16 protein-coding genes, 2 tRNA genes and 1 pseudogene are annotated in these 19523 nt (G+C 62.2%); 8 read left to right on the top strand and 11 right to left on the bottom strand.

All coding sequences use genetic code 11. The features are described 5' to 3' along the window. Window positions 1-29 precede the first annotated feature (29 nt). Window positions 30-1589, bottom strand: coding sequence for an asparagine synthase-related protein (locus tag ROSMUC_RS00460; protein ID WP_037268338.1), 1560 nt, complete (start codon window positions 1587-1589; stop codon window positions 30-32). Window positions 1590-1771: 182 nt separating this feature from the next. Here ROSMUC_RS00460 and ROSMUC_RS00455 point away from each other — a divergent pair, with 182 nt between their 5' ends. Continuing rightward, a complete protein-coding gene (locus ROSMUC_RS00455) occupies window positions 1772-2665 on the top strand; it encodes a hypothetical protein (protein WP_037268336.1) in 894 nt (297 codons plus the stop codon). Here ROSMUC_RS00455 and rlmB read toward each other — a convergent pair. Further along, entirely contained in the window at window positions 2647-3423 is a 777-nt protein-coding gene (gene rlmB / locus ROSMUC_RS00450) for a 23S rRNA (guanosine(2251)-2'-O)-methyltransferase RlmB (protein WP_037268329.1), read from the bottom strand. The genes ROSMUC_RS00455 and rlmB overlap by 19 nt on opposite strands. A gap of 135 nt (window positions 3424-3558) precedes the next feature. On the opposite strand from rlmB, the gene ROSMUC_RS20920 reads away from it, so the two are divergent. The 4 genes from ROSMUC_RS20920 (at window position 3559) to ROSMUC_RS00435 (ending at window position 7091) form a co-directional block, all read left to right on the top strand. Then, window positions 3559-3642, top strand: a tRNA-Tyr gene (locus ROSMUC_RS20920). A 209-nt stretch (window positions 3643-3851) separates the two neighbouring features. Beyond that, the gene (locus ROSMUC_RS00445; protein WP_245875080.1) at window positions 3852-5264 is read left to right on the top strand and encodes a metal-dependent hydrolase family protein; all 1413 of its coding nucleotides are present in this window, start codon (window positions 3852-3854) and stop codon (window positions 5262-5264) included. Beyond that, window positions 5264-5995 (top strand): porin family protein, encoded by a 732-nt coding sequence (locus tag ROSMUC_RS00440; RefSeq protein WP_037268321.1) that lies wholly within the window; start codon window positions 5264-5266, stop codon window positions 5993-5995. The genes ROSMUC_RS00445 and ROSMUC_RS00440 overlap by 1 nt, the downstream gene beginning before the upstream one ends. 91 nt (window positions 5996-6086) lie before the next feature. Further along, a complete protein-coding gene (locus tag ROSMUC_RS00435; protein WP_037268318.1) occupies window positions 6087-7091 on the top strand; it encodes a hypothetical protein in 1005 nt (334 codons plus the stop codon). Between the two features lie 21 nt (window positions 7092-7112). Here ROSMUC_RS00435 and ROSMUC_RS00430 read toward each other — a convergent pair whose 3' ends face one another. From ROSMUC_RS00430 to ROSMUC_RS00400, 7 genes and pseudogenes are all read right to left on the bottom strand, one after another. Further along, window positions 7113-8042: an AEC family transporter gene (locus ROSMUC_RS00430; RefSeq protein ID WP_037268315.1), complete on the bottom strand. Its 930-nt coding sequence runs from the start codon at window positions 8040-8042 to the stop codon at window positions 7113-7115. Between the two features lie 5 nt (window positions 8043-8047). Next, window positions 8048-8845 carry an MBL fold metallo-hydrolase gene (locus ROSMUC_RS00425; RefSeq protein ID WP_037268313.1) on the bottom strand — a complete coding sequence of 266 codons (798 nt, stop codon included), beginning with the start codon at window positions 8843-8845 and terminating at the stop codon, window positions 8048-8050. Then, window positions 8845-9636, bottom strand: coding sequence for a TatD family hydrolase (locus ROSMUC_RS00420; RefSeq protein ID WP_037268310.1), 792 nt, complete (start codon window positions 9634-9636; stop codon window positions 8845-8847). Before ROSMUC_RS00420 ends, ROSMUC_RS00425 begins: the two co-directional genes overlap by 1 nt. Before the next feature lie 20 nt (window positions 9637-9656). After that, on the bottom strand, window positions 9657-10781 hold the full coding sequence (locus ROSMUC_RS00415) for a DNA polymerase III subunit delta' (RefSeq protein ID WP_037268307.1): 1125 nt from the start codon (window positions 10779-10781) through the stop codon (window positions 9657-9659). Further along, window positions 10778-11404 carry a dTMP kinase gene (gene tmk, locus ROSMUC_RS00410; RefSeq protein ID WP_037268304.1) on the bottom strand — a complete coding sequence of 209 codons (627 nt, stop codon included), beginning with the start codon at window positions 11402-11404 and terminating at the stop codon, window positions 10778-10780. Before tmk ends, ROSMUC_RS00415 begins: the two co-directional genes overlap by 4 nt. Continuing rightward, window positions 11401-12564, bottom strand: coding sequence for a D-alanyl-D-alanine carboxypeptidase family protein (locus tag ROSMUC_RS00405; RefSeq protein WP_037268302.1), 1164 nt, complete (start codon window positions 12562-12564; stop codon window positions 11401-11403). Before ROSMUC_RS00405 ends, tmk begins: the two co-directional genes overlap by 4 nt. A 15-nt stretch (window positions 12565-12579) precedes the next feature. Continuing rightward, window positions 12580-13511 (bottom strand): annotated as a pseudogene (locus ROSMUC_RS00400) (SPOR domain-containing protein). A 269-nt stretch (window positions 13512-13780) separates the two neighbouring features. Here ROSMUC_RS00400 and ROSMUC_RS00395 point away from each other — a divergent pair. Further along, window positions 13781-13868, top strand: a tRNA-Ser gene (locus ROSMUC_RS00395). A gap of 15 nt (window positions 13869-13883) precedes the next feature. On the opposite strand, the gene ROSMUC_RS00390 is transcribed toward ROSMUC_RS00395, so the two are convergent. Both ROSMUC_RS00390 and ROSMUC_RS00385 read right to left on the bottom strand, forming a co-directional pair. Next, window positions 13884-16223: a Tex family protein gene (locus ROSMUC_RS00390; RefSeq protein WP_037268301.1), complete on the bottom strand. Its 2340-nt coding sequence runs from the start codon at window positions 16221-16223 to the stop codon at window positions 13884-13886. An 84-nt stretch (window positions 16224-16307) separates the two neighbouring features. Further along, window positions 16308-16778: an Rrf2 family transcriptional regulator gene (locus ROSMUC_RS00385; RefSeq protein WP_037268299.1), complete on the bottom strand. Its 471-nt coding sequence runs from the start codon at window positions 16776-16778 to the stop codon at window positions 16308-16310. Window positions 16779-16836: 58 nt separating this feature from the next. Here ROSMUC_RS00385 and ROSMUC_RS00380 point away from each other — a divergent pair, with 58 nt between their 5' ends. Together ROSMUC_RS00380 and ROSMUC_RS00375 are read left to right on the top strand one after the other, a co-directional pair. Continuing rightward, entirely contained in the window at window positions 16837-17304 is a 468-nt protein-coding gene (locus ROSMUC_RS00380) for a hypothetical protein (RefSeq protein WP_245875079.1), read from the top strand. Between the two features lie 11 nt (window positions 17305-17315). Next, window positions 17316-19523 (top strand): NosR/NirI family protein, encoded by a 2208-nt coding sequence (locus tag ROSMUC_RS00375; RefSeq protein WP_245875078.1) that lies wholly within the window; start codon window positions 17316-17318, stop codon window positions 19521-19523.

The raw sequence follows: 19523 nt of genomic DNA, 5'->3' as shown, positions 1-19523 counted from the left end.
CCCAAGGGTCAAGCCCGGCCGAGCCAACATCACGCGCGGCGTTTTCTCGCAGATTCGGCGCTGACCTGCTCTGGTGCACGCGCCACGGCGGCAGCGACACGCAAATCCCGTGCCGGTGAGGGGCCGTCGATATTGGACAAGTCGGCCGAAATCTCGTTGTCGAAGGGCACCGACAAGAGATCCGGGTTCATGCGATAGAGAAGATCATCCACCGGCTTTGCGCCGATGCGATAGGTCACGTCGATACTGAGACTCAGTTCGATCATCCGACGGCTGTTGAACGGCGACATATAAAAATGACGGTGCAGGCCCGGAAAGGTCATGCCGAGGGAAGACGCGTAATAGACCTCAAGGAACATCATATCCACCGCGCGCGACCGCGCCACAGGCGACAGGGTGCGATGCCAGGCCATGAATTCCGGCATGAACCGCGTATAGACCTCGTCATTGAAATGGTTGCGCGGCACGATCAGCAGTTTCTCGATCTGCCACCGGAAATCCTTCCAATGGGATATCTCGGCCTTGCGCACAAAGACCGCGCGTAGAAGGTCGGTCTGATGCCCACGCAGCACGACCGAACCCGGTGTGAGACAATGATTGACGTCGCGCGCCAGTTCACTGGGCAGCGGCAAAACTGCCCCTGCCGCCAGATGGAAGCATCGCTCGCTCCGCCGGACCCGGCGTGGCACGGGACGTAGCGTGCGGCGATCATGGACCTCGTGCTCGACCTCCATCACAGCCGCAAGACGCTTGGCGATTTCAGCATCAATCCGCGTGGCGTAATTCGTCACATGGGTAAAAACCTGGCGGATAGTCTGCATATGCGGCCCGGCAAACGCCGCGAGCAGCCGGCTGTCGCGCCCTCCTGACAGAGGCATGGCGCAGTCATAGCGCGCAGCGATCGCCCCTATGCTGTGCCGGGCGGTGTTGATCAGCTCGTCATAGACCGCTTCGAGCCCGCCCTCGGGCATGTCGAAACTGTCTTCGCGCGGCCAGTAACGATTCTCGTGGAAATTCGCGAGATCGAGATAGAAGGACGGATTCATGCGCCGAACCCGCGCATCGCGCGTATGAAACAGGGAATACTTGCTGCCATAGGCCTCGTTGATGCTGTGGTCATAAAGCGGGTGATCCTGCACCGCATCCTCGATACACAGCTTCAGGCTAGAGCCGACACGGCGCGTCTGAGGGTTGTAGACAACGCCAAGCATCCCGACCGGATCGCAATAGATGCGCTCGTCTCCGCCCGAGGTCACGATGATCGTGAAGCGCCCTGCGAAGGCGTTGAGATGCCTTTCAAAATCGCTGAAAAACTCTGGCACACCGGCAGAGAGATCGCCAAAGCTATACTCTCCCTCGATTACCCCGTCCGGTCCCGTGGCAATCCCGAGCAGCAACCCGATGAAAATCCCATCCCGATCATGCAGTCGCGCGACCGGCAGGGCACGCCCCGTCAGGACCCGCCAACCGCGACAGGCAGAGACCTTCATCCCCTGAGGATCAATCCCCCGCCGACTAATCACGTATTGATATTGGAACACCTCTTCGAACGAAAGTCCGAGTTCGGCGCTTTCCTGCCTTGCCAACATGTTTTCTGCTCAATTGTTTATTTTTTCTGAACAGTAGCCTGATTTGCTTGAATCTGTAAACGATTTTAAGGCTTTCAGGGACAGACAGAGGTCCAAAACACGTGGCTGGATCCGTAAAGCGTTTCGGCTTCTGGCAGCTTTACGTTAGGCTGGTCTTGTCTGTCTGAATCAGGATATGCCCGATGGCCGATGATCTCCCCTCCCGACCGGACCTGCGCGACCTGCCCTTTGACATCGACCTGCGCCGCCTCAATCTGGGGGTGGGGTATGTGGCACTTGGTCTGCCGGTGTCGCTCGGGCTGGTGTCGATCCTGACCAACACCTGTTTCAACGCCTCGATCAGCCACTATTACTTTAGCCGGGTCGGGGGCGATATCCTTGTGGGGGCGCTCAGCTTCATCGGCCTGTTGCTGATGTTCTTTTACAGCTTTCGCGCGCCGGGGCGCGAAGGGTGTTTGGGGTGGCATTGGTACGATGTGGTGCTGTTAAAACTGGCCGGCGTGGCGGCCGTCATCGTGGCCTTTGTGCCTACCACCGGCTCGGGCTGTGCATACACAGGCCAAGTGGCGCGTGTGTTCCTGACCAATACCAGCGGCTCAGAGGGGTTTCACCCGCCCGGCGGCACGGTCGAGGGGACGATCAGCTACGATTTCTGGGCCAGTTTCGCCCCCATCGGCCTAGATGTGCCCACGGCCCTGCAAATGATGCACTTCGGCGCGGCAGGGGTGATGTTTCTCGTCCTAGGGTATTTCTCGACCTATGTCTTCACCCGCGAGAATACCACCGCGGCGCGCCTCGCGGGCAACCGCAAGGACCGGCGCAATCTGTGGTATCGCATACTTGGGCGGATCATCTTTGCCGTGGTGGGCGTGCTGGCGATCAAGGCGGCACTACTGGAGATGATCCTGCCGCTTGCTCTTGCACAGAGCATCGAGGCCATCTGGGACAGCCTGCGCCTGACATTCCTGTTCGAATCTCTTGGCCTCTGCGCCTTTGGCCTCAGTTGGATGATCAAGGGGCGTTTCATCGCGGCCTTTGAGGATGCCGCATCCCGCCCTCAACCCCGCGCGGCGTAGAGGGCCACGGCGGCCGCATTGGATACATTGAGTGAGCCGAAATCATTGGCGAACTCGATCCGCACCAACGCATCGCAGACCTCGCGGGTGCGCTCGCGCAGGCCCGGCCCTTCGGCCCCGAGCACAAGCGCCACAGGCCGGTCACGCTTGCCCTCCAACGCAGCCTCGATGCTCATCTCCGCCTCACCGGCCAACCCCAGCACCAGATACCCCATCGCCTGCAACTCGATGATCGCATCGGCCAGATTGCGCACGCGCAGATAGGGCTGCCGTTCCAGCGCGCCGCTGGCGGTCTTGGCGAGGGCCCCGGTCTCGGGCGCGGCGTGGTGACGGGGGGCGATGACCGCCCGCGCACCGAACACTTCCGCAGAGCGAAGGATCGCGCCCACGTTATGTGGGTCCGTTACCCGGTCCAAGAGCACCACACGGGGGGCGGTGCGCCCGTCTCCCAGACAAACCTCTGCCATCGGCCCCCAGTCCAACGGTTTGACCTCAAGCGCAGCCCCTTGATGCACCGAACCGGGATCAAGCGGCGCGTTGAACTTGCGCGGGTCTACCTCTTCGGGCGTGATTCCGCTGGCGGCAATCGCCGCCTCCAGCTTGTCGGCGGCGTTTTTGGTCACGATCAGGCGCAGTTTTTCGCGATCCGGGTTCTCCAGAGCATCGCGCACAGCATGCAACCCAAACAGCCACACGGTTTCAGAGGCTGCTGCCCGCTTGGCCTGTTCCTTGTCGATCACCCAACGGGGTTTTTTCATGGCTGTACGGCCCCTCTTTTCCGGCCTGCGACAATGCGACGGGCGGCCACCGCTTGCAAGCTATTTTCCGGTTGACGCAGCATCCGGCCACTAGTAATCAGCCCCCCACGTCCGGCGCGCAAGTGCTGGGAAAGTGGGCGACAGGCCGCAAGGTGTGGCAGGGGACTGTAACTCCCTCGCGGAGACGCACGCCTGGTTCGATTCCAGGGTCGCCCACCACTTTCCCCCCTTTTTTCAAGGGCCTTTTGCCCATAAGAAAGTTTTTCCACCGCGCGCTTTGCGTGCGCCTTCGTTGACGCAGCCTCTCTTGTCGCTACCTTATCGAAAATGATGGTGCGTTCCGTGCCTTCTGCCCTCAAAGACATAGAAGAGAAGCAAGACGAATGTGTCAGATTTGCAGGTCCGCGCACCAAATCCCGCATACTGCCTTGGATTGCTGTCTCTGCGGCGCGCCGACAACGCAGGCGGCCTTTGCTCGGATCGAGGCGGACCTCAACCGTCGTGCGATGTTGGGCGGAGCAGCGGCTGTTGTCGGTCTTTATGCAGGGTTCGGGTTGGCGTCAAAACCGGCACGTGCCCAGACCCCCGGTCGTCCCCTGCTCCTGACCAATCTGCGCTATTTCAACGGCCATGACCTTGCCCTGATACACGGGCACGATATCCTGATTGAGGGCGGGCGCATCATCGGCCTACCCCCTGCGGGACAAGGACCGGCCGAAGCCGAGCGCATCGACTGCGGCGGGCGCGCGGTCATTCCCGGTCTGATCGACGCACATTGGCACAGCACGCTTGTCGCCGTGACACAGATTCAGGCGATGAGCGCCGACATCGGTTTTGTGCATCTTATGGCAGGTCGCGAGGCCGGGGCCACGCTCTTGCGCGGGTTCACAACCGTGCGCGACACTGGCGGCCCGGCTTTTGGCCTCAAGCTAGCCATTGATCGCGGCGCCCTGCCCGGCCCGCGCATTCTTGCGTCGGGCGCGATGATTTCGCAAACCTCAGGGCATGGCGATTTTCGCATGACTTCAGAACTTCCACGCGCCGATGGCGATCTGAGCTATAGTGAAAGGGTCGGCGTGGTGGCCATCGCGGACGGGCGCGCCGAGGTTTTGCGCCGCACCCGCGAGCAGTTGATGAAGGGCGCCAGCCAGATCAAGATCATGGCCGGGGGCGGTGTCACCTCGCTCTATGATCCGCTCGAGAGCCTGCAATATACCGAAGACGAGATGCGCGCCGCCGTCGAGGCGGCAACGGATTGGGGCACCTATGTCTGTGCCCATGTCTATACACCCAAGGGCATCCAACGGGCACTCCGCGCAGGGGTGAAATCCATTGAACACGGGCAATTGGCGGATCTGGCAACCGTGCGGATGATGCGCGAAGCAGGCGCTTGGTGGTCGATCCAGCCCTTTCTTGCAGACGAGGACTCTAACCCCAGCAGCGACCCACGCCAGAATGCCAAGCGGCAGGAAGTGTCCGCAGGCACCGTTCAAGCTTTTGACATGGGCCGCACCGAGGGGGTCAGCATGGCCTTTGGCACCGACATCCTGATGAACCCCGCAGGGGCCCAAAGCCAAGGGCGGCAACTGGCCAAGCTGACCCGCTTCATGGCCCCGCTCGAGGCGCTGCGCATGGCGACGGGGGCGGCGGGCGATTTGCTGGCCATGTCTGGGGAACGCATGGGCTATGAGGGACGCTTGGGCGTGATTGCCGAAGGGGCAATGGCCGATCTTTTGGTGGTCGAGGGTGATCCCGAGGCAGGGCTAGACTGGCTGGACCGGCCCGAGCAGAGCCTTGCCATGATCCTCAAGGGCGGGACGGTCATGAAGGACATGCTCTGATGAAAAACGCGCTGCTGGCCTTCTGCACGATCCTCAGCCTCGCTGCCCCCGCAAGTGCACAGGACTGGAGCGCGCAGATAACGCCCTATGCTTGGGGGGCGGGGATCGGTGGCACGATCACGCCGCGCGCAGGCGGCCCGTCGCTGCGCTTCGACAAGGGGCTTGCAGAGGTTCTCGAAGACCTAGACACGGCGTTTTTTCTCACGGGCTATGCGCGCTATGATCGTTTCGTGGTGATGGGCGACCTGTCGCAATCGGCCAGCTCACGGCGCGGCACGGTGCCATTCCCCGCCCCCGGCCTGCCTGCGCGGGGCCGCATCGAGCAATCCTCGCTGACGCTGACCGCAGGCTACCGGGCGTTGACAACACCCGATGCGACGGTGGATGTCATGGCAGGTCTGCGCCATTGGCGGGTCGAGGGGCAGGCGACAACGCCAGTGCCTGGCCTTGCTGGCGGGATCGACGTGAGTTTCACCGATCCGATCCTTGCCGCGCGCACCAATATCCGCCTTTCGGACCGATGGTCGGTTATAGGCTATGCCGATGTCGGCGGCTTTGGCGGAGGCTCAGACATGACATCGCAACTTGTCGGCACGCTCAACTGGCGGGCCAATGACCGGCTTTGGCTCTCGGCGGGCTACCGGCATCTGTATGTGGATTACAGCAAGAATGGGCGCAAATTCGACGCGACATTCTCGGGACCACTTGCCGGTTTGACCCTGCGCTTTTGATCCCCGCGCGGTACCGCCCTGCGATAACCACTTTATCTGCGCCATGGAAAACTCCATAGTGTCGGCGGCAGTCAGGCAGGATCACGACAGAATGGCCCCCCAAAAACAGGCGCCCCAGAACTATAATATCCTGATCGTCGGTCAGGCTGGCCGTTTGCAATACGAGGCCATTCTCTTTGCGGCGTCGCTGCGCGCCGCCTCGCCTGACTTTGCGGGTCGTCTCTTTGTGGCAGAGCCGCAGCCGGGGCCGCTCTGGCGCGACGACCCGCGCATAAAGGATGCGGACAGCCGCGCGCTATTGACCGATCTGGGCGCGGAATTCCTGCCGTTCGAGAGCCGCCATTTCGGCGCGGCCTATCCCTATGGCAACAAGATTGAGGCGCTCTTTGCTCTGCCCAAGGGAGAGCCTTTCGTGTTTTTCGATACCGATACGCTGATCTGTGGTGATCTCGCATCTGTGCCCTTTGATTTCAGGCGGCCCACGGCCTCTTTGCGGCGCGAGGGCACCTGGCCGCAGATCGAGCTTTATGGTCCGACCTACAGCCAGATATGGAAATCGCTCTACGACCGCTTCGGGCTTGATTTCGAGGCCTCGCTTGACCCAAACCAACCCGATGGCTACTGGCAGCGCTATCTCTATTTCAATGCGGGTTTCTTTTTCTACCAATGCCCGCATGTCTTTGGACAACGCTTTCTCGACTATGCACTTGGCATCCGCGATGACCCGCCACGCGAACTGCTCCTGCAATCCCTGGACCCCTGGCTTGACCAAGTGGCCCTGCCCTTGGCGATCCATGCCCTTGGCGGCGGGCGCGATACCCTGCCACCCGGCCTTTTGGATGGCGCGGTCAGTTGTCATTACCGGCTCTTGCCGCTGCTCTACGCGCGCGAGGCCGACCATGTCGTTGAGGTTCTGCACGAGGTGACGGCCCCCAACAAGATCAAACGCGTGCTCAAGAATTACGATCCCGCCAAGCGGATGATCTATCAGGGGCGTGGGCTGAAAGTGCGGGCTCTGTTTGACCAGAACGACCTGCCGCGCCGCGAACAGGTGATCCGCAATACGATCAAACGCAACGGGTTCTGGATGCGTTGACTCCGCCCCAAGTGCCTTGGATCACGGCAAAATCTGCAGCCAGACCCACGCCGTGACAATTGTGAACGCGGTTGACAAGAGCACGCTCGATGCCGCAACCCGCTTGGCATGGCCGTAGATATTGGCAAAGACATAGGCATTGACCCCCGGCGCCATCGCCGCCGTCACCACCGCAGAGCGCACGCCCTCAACCGGCAGGCCAATCCCCAGTCCAAGTCCAAAGGTGATCGCGGGATGTACCACCAATGAAATCAGGCAAACATATAAGATCACCCGCAAATCGCCTTCGGGGCGGTATTGCACCAGCACGCCACCCAAACCAAAGAGCGCCGCAGGCAGAGCGGCGCGCGCCATGAGATCAAGCCCATCCTCAACCGGCGTCGGCAGCACCAGTCCCGACAGGTTTACAACAAACCCCGCCGCAACCCCCATGATCAGCGTGTTGGAAAACATCGCCTTCAGCACCTTGACCGCCACCCTTGGCCCAGCCGTTCCCCGCGCCTTGACGATTTCCATTACAGTGATGCCCAGACCGTAGCAAAACGGTGAATGCACCGCGATGATGGCGAAATTCGCGGCCAGGGCATCGGCACCATAGGCGCGCTCCATAATTGGCAGGCCCAGAAGCAGCGAGTTGGAAAAGAGGCAGCAAAAGCCGATGGCAACTGCATCCTCCCACGAGCGGCCAAAGATAAGGCGTGCCCCAAAAAGCCCGAGGGCAAAGCCTGAGCTTGCGCCGACGTAGAAACTGAGCAAAAGCCGCCAATCGAAACTCTGCCCCAGATCGAGACGGGAAATCGCAGTAAAAAGCAAACAGGGAATGGCGAATTTCTGAGTGAAGCTCATCAACCCATCTACGCCCGCCTGACTGAACCAGCGTCGCCAGACCGCGAGATAGCCAAAGCCGATCACCAGAAAGACCGGCAGGATGATTTCGAAGAGCGCCTGCATCGCGCTCAGACCGTATAGCGCAGGATCATCCCGTCATAGGCGGGCGTCACATGCGCAGGCGTCTCCTCTTCCACGGTCTGATAATCAAGGTCGATATGCATATTGGTCAGCACGGCCCGGCGCGGGGCCGCGCGGGCGATCCATTCAAGCGACAGTGCCAGATGGGCATGCGTCGGATGTGGGGTGCGGCGCAGCGCATCCAGGACCCAGCAATCGAGCCCGCTCAGCACCGGCCAGACATCCTCGGGGATAGCGGCCACATCTGGTAAATAGGCCAGATCCCCCACGCGAAAGCCAAGAGCGTCGATCGAGCCATGATTGACCTGAAACGGCTCGAGGCGAATGGTCCCGCCCGCGCCCTCGATCTCGAACGGGCCGTCAATCGTGTTCATGTCGAGAATGGGGGGATAGGGGCTGTCTTTGGGTTGAACAAAGGCATAACCGAACCGCGCATATAGCGCGTTTTGCGTGTCGCCATCGGCCCAGACCGGCAGGCGCTGACGCATGTTGAACACGATCATCCGAAGATCGTCGATACCATGGACATGATCGGCGTGGGAATGCGTATAGACCACGGCATCCAGCGCGCCGACGCCCGCATCCAGCAGTTGTGCGCGCAAATCGGGCGAGCTGTCGATCAACACGCGGGTGATGCCGCCCTCGCTTTCCCGCTCTATCAGCAGCGAACAGCGACGGCGCGTGTTGCGCGGGTTTGTGGGGTCACACTCGCCCCAATGCCCACCAAGACGCGGCACGCCACCGGACGATCCGCAGCCCAGAATGGTAAAGCGCATCTCGGCCATCACAGCACCGCCTTGGTAAAGAGCCGCTCGAAATTGGCCTCGGTCTGCGCGGCAAACTCAGGCCAGTCCATCCCGAAGACCTCTGCGCCCTTTTGGCCCGTGTGAAGCGTATAGGCAGGCTCGTTGCGGCGACCACGATGGGGGGGTGGTGCCAGATAAGGCGCATCGGTTTCCAAGAGGATTCGGTCCACCGGGGCGCTTGCAAAAATATCGCGCAACGCCTGGCTCTTGGGGAACGCGGCGATGCCCGACATCGACAGGTAAAACCCCAGATCAAGCGCCGCGCGCGCGAGCGCCGCACTCGACGAAAAGCAATGCATGACGCAAGTGTAGTCACCGTTGCGATATTCTTCGCTCAGGATGCGGGCCATGTCGTCATCCGCGTCGCGGGCGTGGATAATCAGCGGCAGACCCGTGCGCCGCGCCGCCTCGATATGCACGCGCAGACTGGTTTTCTGCACCTCGGCACTCTCGGCGGTGTAGTGATAATCAAGGCCCGTCTCACCGATGCCGACAAACTTCGGATGTTCCGCCAGTTTCACCAGTTGATCGACCGTTACCAAGGGCTCTGACGCGGCGCTCATGGGATGGGTGCCCGCGGCGTAGAACACCGGCGCGAATTTCTCGGCTATGGCACGCACTTGTGGCTCTTGCCGCAGTTTGGTGCAGATCGTCACCATACGTTGCACGCCAGACGCGACGGCACGCGCGATCACCGCATCCCGCTCTTCGTCGAAATCGGGAAAATCGAGGTGGCAATGGCTGTCAGTGATACGAATGTCGGTGCTCATGCCTGTCCTCGGGCGGGGGCTCAGGCCCCGGCTGTTTGCTGAATCCTGAACACCGTATCTAGGACCAGACTGGCAGGGTCAAGGTTGACCGCCCGCCCATGCCGCGCGCGCGCACCAATCACCTCGGCACAATCCGCCCAATCGCGTCCCTTGCGGGCATCGGGCGCCAGCCGCGCCAAGAGCGCCGCTTCTCCGGGTGCCGCCTCGGCGCGTGGTGCGTGGCCGGTGGCCCCAGCTCGCGCCAGACGCGCCAGCAAAAGGTCTGTCAATGAAAACAGCAGGTCAAGCCGCTCTTCTGCACCCCGCGTCGCCGCCGCCTCGGCCAGGCGCAGGGCGCGAAGACGGTCAAGGCGCGGCAGGCTCTCCAGCAAGCCCACAAGCTCGGCATAGAGTTTGAGGCCCCCCAGATTGAGCAGCCGCACCGCAGCCCCGACCGAGCCGCCCGACAATTCCGCCAGTGCCACCGGATCGCCTTCGGGCGCTATTCCCGCCTGCTCCAGCGCCTGTGCAATCTCTTGCGGTCCCAGAGGGGCCAGCCGCAGCGTACGACAGCGCGAGCGGATCGTGGGCAAGAGGCCAGAGGGTTGATGCGAGACGAGCAACATCACCGTCCGCGCCGGCGGCTCTTCCAGCATTTTGAGGATGGCATTGGCGGCTTGGGTGTTGAGGTCGTCCGCCGCATCGACAATCACCACCCGGTGCCCACCGTCCGCCGCGGAGAGGGCAAAGAAATTACCGAGCTTGCGCACTTCGGAAACACGAATTTCGGCAGCAAGACGGTCGCCCTTGTCGGTGGGTCCCCGCCGCAACAAAAAAAGCCCCGGATCAGAGAGCGCCAGCAAACGCCGCGACACCGGATGATCCGGGGCGATGTCCAGCGTTTCAGGTGGTGGTGGTGCACCAAAGAGCCCCTCCTCCTGCACCAGCGGTGTGGCCAGCAAGAACCGCGCAATGCGCCACGCAAGCGTCGCCTTGCCCACGCCACGAGGCCCGGTGATCAGCCAGCCGTGATGCAGCCGCCCGGTGTTGAACGCATCGAGAAACTCGGACTCTGCCGTAGCTTGGCCAACAAGCTGTACCGTCTCGCGCGGGTGTGGCGCCCCCTCTACGCGGTCCGGTTCGGGTAAGAAGCCATCCTCGCTCATGGCAGGTGCGCCTGCACCACGCGGGCCACGTCCTCGGCCACCGCGTCCAGGTCGCGCGCGCCGTCGATCACCGCAAACCGCGGGGCAAATTCCTGCGCCAAGGCCAGAAAACCGGCGCGCATTCGTGCCTGCATCCCTTCGCCAAAGGATTCAAACCGCGCCTCGCCCCCGCCACGCGACAGCGCGCGGCCCAGACCCACGCCGGGATCAATATCAATCAATACCGTCACATCCGGCTCTCGCCCGATCATCAACTCATGCAACTGGTCCACCAGCCCGCGCAGATCACTCCGGCCAAGGCCCTGATACATTCGTGTGCTATCGGCAAAACGATCACAAATCACAACCGCGCCACGTGCCAGTGCGGGGGCAATCACCCGCTCCAGATGGTCCCGCCGCGCAGCGGTGAAGAGCAGGATTTCCGTTTCGGCGGACCAGCGGTCCTTGTCACCTTCGAGCACAAGACGCCGGATTTCCTCGGCCCCCGGACTGCCCCCCGGTTCGCGCGTAAGCACCACATCGCGCCCCATGTTGCGCAACGCCTCGGCAAGCCGCCGCGCCTGCGTGGATTTGCCCGACCCGTCGATCCCCTCAAAGCTGATGAACAGCCCCTGCCCGCTCAAAGCGCCCCCTCGGGGCCCTGCTGCAAGCGCGTCAGGAGCACGCCCGAGACCGTGCGTATACGTGTCATGAACCCGCCCTGCGCCACATTCTCGGCAGCCACCAAAGGCACGCGCGTCGACGGCAGGCCCTGGGGCGCAAAGACCAACTCAGCCACCACATCGCCCTTGGCCACCGGCGCACGCACCGGCCCGGTGTAAACCACCTCGCCCTTCAATTCGCCGCCATCGAGCACCGGCAACAAGGTCGACACGTCCTCGGCCACAGTCAGACCCACGCTGGGGGCTTCGCCCATCCAGACCTCGGCACGCGCCACTTCCTGACCCGCCGTCAGCACGGACTTCTGGGCGAATTGCCGGAAAGCCCAGTTCACGATCGACTCGGATTCGCGCGCGCGATCTGCTGCGGTAGCCAGCCCGGAGATCACAAAAACCACACGCCGATCGCCCTGCTTGGCCGAGCCGGTCAGGCCAAAGCCCGCCTGTTCTGTATGCCCGGTCTTGAGCCCATCCGCCCCGATCCCCAGCCCCAGCAGCGGGTTGCGATTGCTGATATTGCTGGGCGCGCGCCCGTCAAAACGAAACTCTGTCTCGGCAAACATCGGGTAAAATTCGGGAAAATCCTCGATAATGTGCCGCGCCAGCAGCGCCAGATCGCGCATGCTCATGACATGCCCCTCGGCAGGCCAGCCGCTGGCGTTGCGAAACATCGAGTTGGTCATGCCCAATTGCTGCGCACGCTGCGTCATAAAGCGGGCAAACCCGGCCTCAGTGCCATCGGGGCTGAGCGCCTCGGCGATTACCGCACAGGCGTCATTTCCGGACAAGACGATGATGCCGCGCAACAAATCCTCGACCCGCACCCGGTCGGTGGTATCGAGAAACATGGTCGAGCCACCATAACTCATGGCGTGCTGAGATACCGGCAGGCGCTCGTCCAGTGTCAGCCGCCCGTTGCGCACCGCCTCGAAGGCCACATAAAGCGTCATCAGCTTGGACATCGACGCAGGCGGCATGGGCGTGTCGGCGTTCTTGTCGAGGAGCACCGTCCCGGTGGTCACGTCCATGACATAGGCAGCCTTAGCACTGGTTTCAAAGGCCTGCACAGGTAGTGCCACCCCAAGGCAGAGCGTGGCAGCGGCGATATGGCGGATTAGGCGCATCAGACCCTCCTGATCTCAGTTGGTGACGGCATAGGCGTCTTCAAAACCGATGCCTTGGATCTTCTTTAGCAGCGCGCTGCGCTCTGAGGCGTTGGTCGCAGGACCCACGATCACCCGCCAAAAGGCCTTGCCTTGACTGTTTTGCTCCAGCACCGTGGGCACCATTCCGGCTTGTCGCATCGCGGTCGCCGTATTGCGCGCATTTTCCTCGACACTGAAAATCCCGATCTGGATAAAGGGCTTGTCGAGCCCCGAGACGCGCGCCGGAGCAGGTGTGGACGCAGGTGATGGGGGCGGTGCTGCCGCCGCGATCGCTTGGGGCGCAGGCGCCGTGCTTGCGGAAGCTTCGGCCGCGTCAATGCGCCGCCGCGGCGCCAGCGAGCGGGATCAAGGGCTGTGGCTTCGATCTCTGATGGAGCAGCAAGTGTTGCGGCCTCTTCCGGATCGGTATCGGGCTCGGGGCTGCTTTCCTTGGCTTCTTCGCGGCGCAGGGCCGTCACGTTGAGCTGAACCGGCGCCCCCGCCAACATACCAAGGGCCGCTGCGGCGTCCGACGACACCTGCAACGCCGGGCCGGGAATATCCCGCGCGCGACGGAAAAGCGCGCCGATCACGAATTTCGAACCCGATGTGCTGCGGATAATGACCCGCTCGGGTTCCTTGACATCGGGATGCGCCACCCAGACACCGCCAAGCGATGGTCGTCCATCCCAAAGCCCCATATCCGTGACCTGGAACACATCCGGGGCCTCGACATCGCGCTCCACCAGCCTGACCGACGCGCGCGCAGGTGTGGTCCCCTCTGCAGAGGATTGCCCGGCGCGGTCAGGTTTGAGCCATGAAGGCGCGCCCTCTTCGCATCCCGCCAGCAGCAGCATCGCCGCACCGACTAAGACGAGCCGCGATACCCGCACCTGCACGCCCTTGCCCTGTTCCGCAAATGTCATCTCTTGCCCCTTGCCCTTTGCCCCATGCCTATGTGCGCAAGCGGTCGGCGTACTCTGCCGGTGGTCCGGTCTTGCCTGTTATCGTCCCGGTCCTGTCGCGCGCCCGCACTCTAGCGCCTTGCCCCCCGCGTGAAAAGTGCGCAGGCGGGCGATGCGCGATTTTCCCCGTCATCCCCCCCTTTCAGAATCGCCCGGACCTCTGTAGGCACGTTTGAACCACAAATGAGTGCGACATCGGAACATCCCGAATGACGCCCTCGGCACGGCACGGAAGCTTGGCAGAGTGGTCGATTGCACTGGTCTTGAAAACCAGCGTACCGAGAGGTACCCAGGGTTCGAATCCCTGAGCTTCCGCCACCCCCCAGAGACAGCCTAGGTTTTACCGCGCATGGCCGCGCGAAGGGCGTCACCCAAGGCCCCTTGACCGGACTGAGACTCTGGTTTGGCGGCGCGCACCGGCGCATTATGGCGTGCGTTCGTCGGCTTGCCGGATTTCGATGCTTGGCCCTTGTCGGGTGCCTTGCCGCCCCTTGCCTCTGGCGCGCCGCCCTCCTTGCGCATACTCAGGCCAATGCGTTTGCGCGCGACATCGATCTCGGTCACGCGGACCTTGACCACATCACCCGCCTTGACCACCTCATGCGGATCTTTGACGAAACGGTCGGCCAATTGGCTGACATGCACCAATCCATCTTGATGCACGCCGATATCGACAAAGGCACCGAAGGCCGCGACATTGGTAACCGTGCCTTCCATCAACATGCCCGGTTTTAAATCCTTGATATCGTCTACCCCATCGGCAAACCGCGCGGTGACAAAGCTGGGGCGCGGATCGCGGCCGGGTTTCTCCAACTCGGCCAGGATGTCCCGCACTGTGGGAAGACCGAATTTATCGTCCACAAAATCCTCGGCCCGCAGACCATTCAGCGTCTCGGGTGTGCCCATGATGGCGCGAATATCGCGCCCACAGGCCTGGACGATCCGCCGCGCCACGCCATAGGCCTCTGGGTGCACCGATGTCGCGTCCAACGGCTCAATGCTGTCACGGATACGCAGGAAGCCGGCGCATTGCTCGAACGCCTTAGGTCCCAGCCCCGCCACCTTCAACAGCGCCTTGCGCGAGGCAAAAGCCCCCTCCTTGTCGCGATGCGCCACGATGGCCTGTGCCAAGGACGCGCCCAGCCCAGCCACGCGCGCCAAAAGCGGGGCAGAGGCCATGTTGAGATCGACACCGACCGCGTTCACCGCATCCTCGACCACGGCATCGAGCGCCTGCACCAACCGCCGCTGATCGACGTCATGCTGATACTGGCCCACACCAATCGACTGCGGCGTGATCTTGACCAGTTCCGCCAACGGGTCCTGCAACCGCCGCGCGATTGACACCGCCCCCCGCAGGCTGACATCGAGATCGGGAAATTCCTTGGCCGCCAGTTCCGAGGCGGAATAAACCGACGCCCCCGCTTCGGACACGATGACGCTCATCGGTCGCTTGGCCCCTTGCGGCAAGAGTTTCAGCGCCTCCGCCACCATACGCTCTGTCTCGCGGCTGGCGGTGCCATTGCCGATGGCGATCAATTCCACGCCATGCTTGCGCACCATCTCGAGCACCGCCACTTGCGCCCCGCGCAGATCGTTCTTGGGCTGAAACGGATAGAGCGTGGCAGTCTCGATCAGCTTGCCCGTGGCATCCACCACCGCCGCCTTTACGCCAGTGCGGATACCGGGATCGAGACCCAAGGTCGGGCGCGGTCCCGCCGGGGCGGCCAGCAGCAAATCCTTGAGATTGCGCGCGAAGACGGTGATCGCCTCGTCATGGGCGCGGTTGCGCAACTCGCCCATCAGATCGACATACATCGACAGGCTCAGCTTGACCCGCCAGGTCCAAGCGGCCACGCCCCGCAACCACATGTCCCCCGGGCCTTTGCCGGGAATTCCAATCGCTGCCTCGACCATGCCCACAGCCCGCGGGGTGCCCGTGTCGGGATCCGGGGCAATATCGAGTGTCACGATCTCTTCCTTGGCAGCCCGCAGAATAGCCAGGGCGCGGTGCGAAGCAATTTTTGACCAGTGCTCGCGGTGGTCGAAGTAATCCGAGAACTTGGCCCCCGCCTCTTCTTTACCCGCCAAAACGCGGGCACTGATGACGGCCTCGGCGCGCATGAACGCGCGCAAACGGCCCAGAAGCGTGGCATTCTCGGTCAATTCTTCGGCCAGAATGTCCCGCGCGCCCTCGAGCGCCTCTTTGACGGTGCCCACGGTGTCACTGAGATAGCCTGCGGCCAGTTCCTCAGGCACGGCAGAGCGCTCGGCCAGAATCGCCCGCAACAGCGGCTCCAGCCCGTTTTCGCGCGCAATCATCGCCTTGGTGCGGCGTTTGGGCTTGAAGGGCAGGTATATATCCTCAAGCACAGCCTTGGTCTCAGCCCCGGCGATGGCACGCGCGAGCGTCTCTGTCAGCTTGCCTTGATCCTTGATTGAGGTCAGGATCACCTGACGCCGCGCTTCCAACTCGCGCAAATAGGTCAGCCGCTCAGCCAGATTGCGCAGTTGCGTATCGTCGAGACCGCCCGTCACCTCTTTGCGATAGCGCGCGATAAAGGGCACGGTCGCGCCGCCATCGAGCAGCCCCACCGCGGCGGCTACCTGATTTGGGCGCGCGTCGATTTCAGCGGCGATAATGCGGGCGATATGCTCGGCTGTGTCTGTCACTCTGGGCCCCCTCGGATGATCTGAGAGGCCCGTGATAAACGCAGATGAAACCAAGGCCAAGAGGCCGCGCGTTAAGACACGACCTCAGGCAGGATCGGCCATATGCGGCCCGCGTCGTGGATACTGATCCATCTGCGGCACATCGAAATAGCGCGGCGAAATTGCCAAATCAGCCAGCGTGAAGTCGTCAAAAGTGTTAAGGAAATTGGTCAGGGCGAGGTTGAGCACGATCGGCAGCCGACAGCCTTTGGTGATGCGACAGGCGTTGTCGGACGAAAAGCACTCTGCCAAAGCGAACTCTGGTTCCATGCCGCGCACCACCTGCCCGAGGTTGATCTCACGCGGCGGCCGTGCAAGCCGAAAACCGCCGCTGCGCCCGCGAACCCCCTCCAGGAACCCCTCATGGATCAGTTGCAACACCACTTTCTTGAGATGCGCGCGTGAGATGTCATAGAGCTTTGCCGTCTCCTCGATGGTGGTCAATTCACCGGGTTTCAGGGTCGCGGCATAGAGCAGAACACGTAGGGAATAATCTGTAAACTTTGTTAGACGCATACCAACCTCCGAATACCTGACATCATTCCGAAAGCGTTGGAAATGGCAAGTGGTCAGCTTGTCACGCTACATCACAAAAGAGTTATTTTATTTGACCCATATCAAGGCCTGCTTCGGCGACTCAAGACATGCTTGCGCTATGACCCGGATATATGCCCCTTTCCTGCTGACTTGCATGCTTGCGCTTTCCTTGGCGTCGGGCGCTGTGACCGCAGGCCGGGCGGCAGGTCTTGCCGCGTTCAAGGCCACGCTGACGCAGATGGTGATCTGCGCCGGGTCCGAGGGCGAAAAAACCGTCCATCTTGCCCGCGATGGCACGCCGGTAGACCTGCCACATTGCGAAAAGATAATGTGCGACCATTGTTTACAGACCGGGTCCCACGCCGTTGTCACCGCGCCGTTTCAACTTGATGCACCGCGCGTGACAGGTGCCGGTCAGGTAGAGCCCGGCGCAGACCTACATCATCCAGAAATAATACTGATCGCTCAAATTCGCGCGCCCCCGGCCGCGAAAGCGACAGCATGAAAGACCACCCGATGCCTTTTGCCTCCCTCTTGCGCCTATGTGCGATTGCCCTTCTGGCGCGTATCGCCGCCTTCTGGATCGTTCTGCTGACTTTAGCCTCGGCGGCGCAGGCGCAATCCCCCTACCTTGCAACTTATCTGGCCGAAGTGCCCGCCGCGACGCTGGTCGAGGGTGCTGACAGCTATGGCGCGATGCGCAGTGACGTGCCTGTGGCCCCAGTGCTGCGGGGCGGAGAAACGATTGGCTGGGCCTTCATCACCTCCGATTTCGTGGGCACCACCGGCTACTCCGGCAAACCCATTCATGTCATGGTTGCTGTCGGCCTTGATGCCAAGCTGACCGGCGTCAAGCTGGTCAAACACTCTGAGCCCATCGTTCTGATCGGCATCCCCGAGGCCAAAGTGGCCAAACTGGTCGCGGATTTTGTTGGCCTCGATCTGGTCGCCGAGGCCGAAGCAGGCGGATCGGCGCATGAGCTTGACATCATATCGGGTGCGACCGTCACCATCATGGTGATCGACGATTCAATCACCCGCTCGGGCATTCGCGTGGCGCGGGCTTTGGGTTTGGGCGGCCTTGCGCCGCTCACCGCCCCGACCGGCCCGAAATTCGAGGTGAACCCTGACGCAGACGCCGCCGATGACTGGCTCACCCTGACAGGGGATGGCACGCTGCGCCGCATGTCTCTGGATGTGGGGCAGGTCAATGCCGCCTTTGCCGGGATGGACGATCCCCGCGCCGCCGCCCGCCCGATCACCGCCCCCGAAAGCGACACCTATATCGACATGTATGCCACGCTCATCAGCGTGCCCGCCATCGGACGGCGACTGCTGGGCGAGGCGGAATTCGCCAATCTGACCGATTGGCTAGAGGAGGGTGAGCATGCCATTCTGGTGGCCGCCCGTGGTCTCTATTCCTTCAAGGGATCGGGCTATGTGCGCGGCGGCGTGTTCGACCGCATCATTCTGGTGCAAGGCGAGGATTCGGTGCGTTTTCGCGACCGGGGCCACCGCCGCGTGGGCGAAATCATGGCCGATGGCGCGCCCATGCTCTCGGAAATGGATATTTTCAAGATCCCCGCCGATGCCGACTTTGATCCCGCAGAGCCATGGCGCCTGCAACTCCTGTCGCAGCGTGACGTGGCGGCCATCGAACGGGTCTTTACCACCTTCGATCTTGGCTATCAGTTACCGGCCGCCTACCTGCGTCCCGTCGCCGGTCCTGCGCCCATTGTGGCCCCCGAAGCCGTGACCGAGAGCGCGGCGCAAACCGCTCTCTGGTCCCGTATCTGGCGCGACAAGGCTGTCGAAATCGCAGGTCTTGGCGCGATGCTCACGATCCTCACCCTCGCCTTCTTTTTCCAAAGCTACCTCGTGCGTTCTGAGCGGGCGACAACATGGTTCCGCATGGGGTTTCTCACGGTCACGCTGGTGTTTCTGGGCTGGTATGCCAATGCGCAACTCTCGGTCGTGAACCTGATGGCGCTCTTTGGCGCGCTGACCACGGATTTCAGCTGGCAGGCGTTCTTGCTCGATCCGCTGACCTTTATCCTGTGGTTCGCAGTCGCCGCAGCGCTGATCTTTTGGGGGCGCGGGGCCTATTGCGGCTGGCTCTGCCCGTTTGGCGCGCTGCAAGAGCTGACCAACCGCATCGCGCGCAAGCTGGGCGTGCCGCAATGGACCCTGCCCTGGGGCCTGCATGAACGCCTCTGGCCGATCAAATACATGATTTTCCTCGGCCTTTTCGGGGTATCTCTGGCCTCGATCGAACAGGCCGAGCATCTCGCGGAAATCGAGCCCTTCAAGACCGCCATCGTGCTCAAATTTGCCCGCGCCTGGCCCTTTGTCGCCTATGCTTTGGCCCTCTTGGCGGCGGGGTTGTTTGTCGAGCGGTTCTATTGCCGCTACCTCTGCCCGCTTGGCGCGGCGCTCGCCATTCCCGCCCGGCTGCGCATGTTCGATTGGCTCAAGCGTTATCGTGAATGCGGCAACCCCTGCCAGACCTGCGCCCATGAATGCATGGTTCAGGCCATCCATCCGACCGGAGAGATCAACCCCAATGAGTGCCTCAACTGCATGCACTGTCAGGTTCTCTACCAGTCGGAGACCAAATGTCCGGTCGTCATCAAACAACTGAAGCGCCGCAAGAGCGCCTCAGACAGCGCGGCAGCGCTGGACCGGATGATCGCAAACCACCCAAACATGAAGAAAGGACAATGA

This window comes from Roseovarius mucosus DSM 17069, assembly GCF_000768555.3.
GTDB classification, from domain to species: domain Bacteria; phylum Pseudomonadota; class Alphaproteobacteria; order Rhodobacterales; family Rhodobacteraceae; genus Roseovarius; species Roseovarius mucosus.
The sequence above is the reverse complement of the archived record's forward strand: the minus strand, read 5'-3'. Positions and strand labels throughout refer to the sequence as shown.

Excerpts from the sequence above, each read along its gene's own strand:
- ROSMUC_RS00460 (WP_037268338.1), bottom strand. The coding sequence starts at position 1,589 with ATGTTGGCAAGGCAGGAAAGCGCCGAACTCGGACTTTCGTTCGAAGAG.
- ROSMUC_RS00455 (WP_037268336.1), top strand. The coding sequence starts at position 1,772 with ATGGCCGATGATCTCCCCTCCCGACCGGACCTGCGCGACCTGCCCTTT.
- rlmB (WP_037268329.1), bottom strand. The coding sequence starts at position 3,423 with ATGAAAAAACCCCGTTGGGTGATCGACAAGGAACAGGCCAAGCGGGCA.
- ROSMUC_RS00440 (WP_037268321.1), top strand. The coding sequence starts at position 5,264 with ATGAAAAACGCGCTGCTGGCCTTCTGCACGATCCTCAGCCTCGCTGCC.
- ROSMUC_RS00435 (WP_037268318.1), top strand. The coding sequence starts at position 6,087 with ATGGCCCCCCAAAAACAGGCGCCCCAGAACTATAATATCCTGATCGTC.
- ROSMUC_RS00430 (WP_037268315.1), bottom strand. The coding sequence starts at position 8,042 with ATGCAGGCGCTCTTCGAAATCATCCTGCCGGTCTTTCTGGTGATCGGC.
- ROSMUC_RS00425 (WP_037268313.1), bottom strand. The coding sequence starts at position 8,845 with ATGGCCGAGATGCGCTTTACCATTCTGGGCTGCGGATCGTCCGGTGGC.
- ROSMUC_RS00420 (WP_037268310.1), bottom strand. The coding sequence starts at position 9,636 with ATGAGCACCGACATTCGTATCACTGACAGCCATTGCCACCTCGATTTT.
- ROSMUC_RS00415 (WP_037268307.1), bottom strand. The coding sequence starts at position 10,781 with ATGAGCGAGGATGGCTTCTTACCCGAACCGGACCGCGTAGAGGGGGCG.
- ROSMUC_RS00405 (WP_037268302.1), bottom strand. The coding sequence starts at position 12,564 with ATGCGCCTAATCCGCCATATCGCCGCTGCCACGCTCTGCCTTGGGGTG.
- ROSMUC_RS00385 (WP_037268299.1), bottom strand. The coding sequence starts at position 16,778 with ATGCGTCTAACAAAGTTTACAGATTATTCCCTACGTGTTCTGCTCTAT.
- ROSMUC_RS00375 (WP_245875078.1), top strand. The coding sequence starts at position 17,316 with ATGCCTTTTGCCTCCCTCTTGCGCCTATGTGCGATTGCCCTTCTGGCG.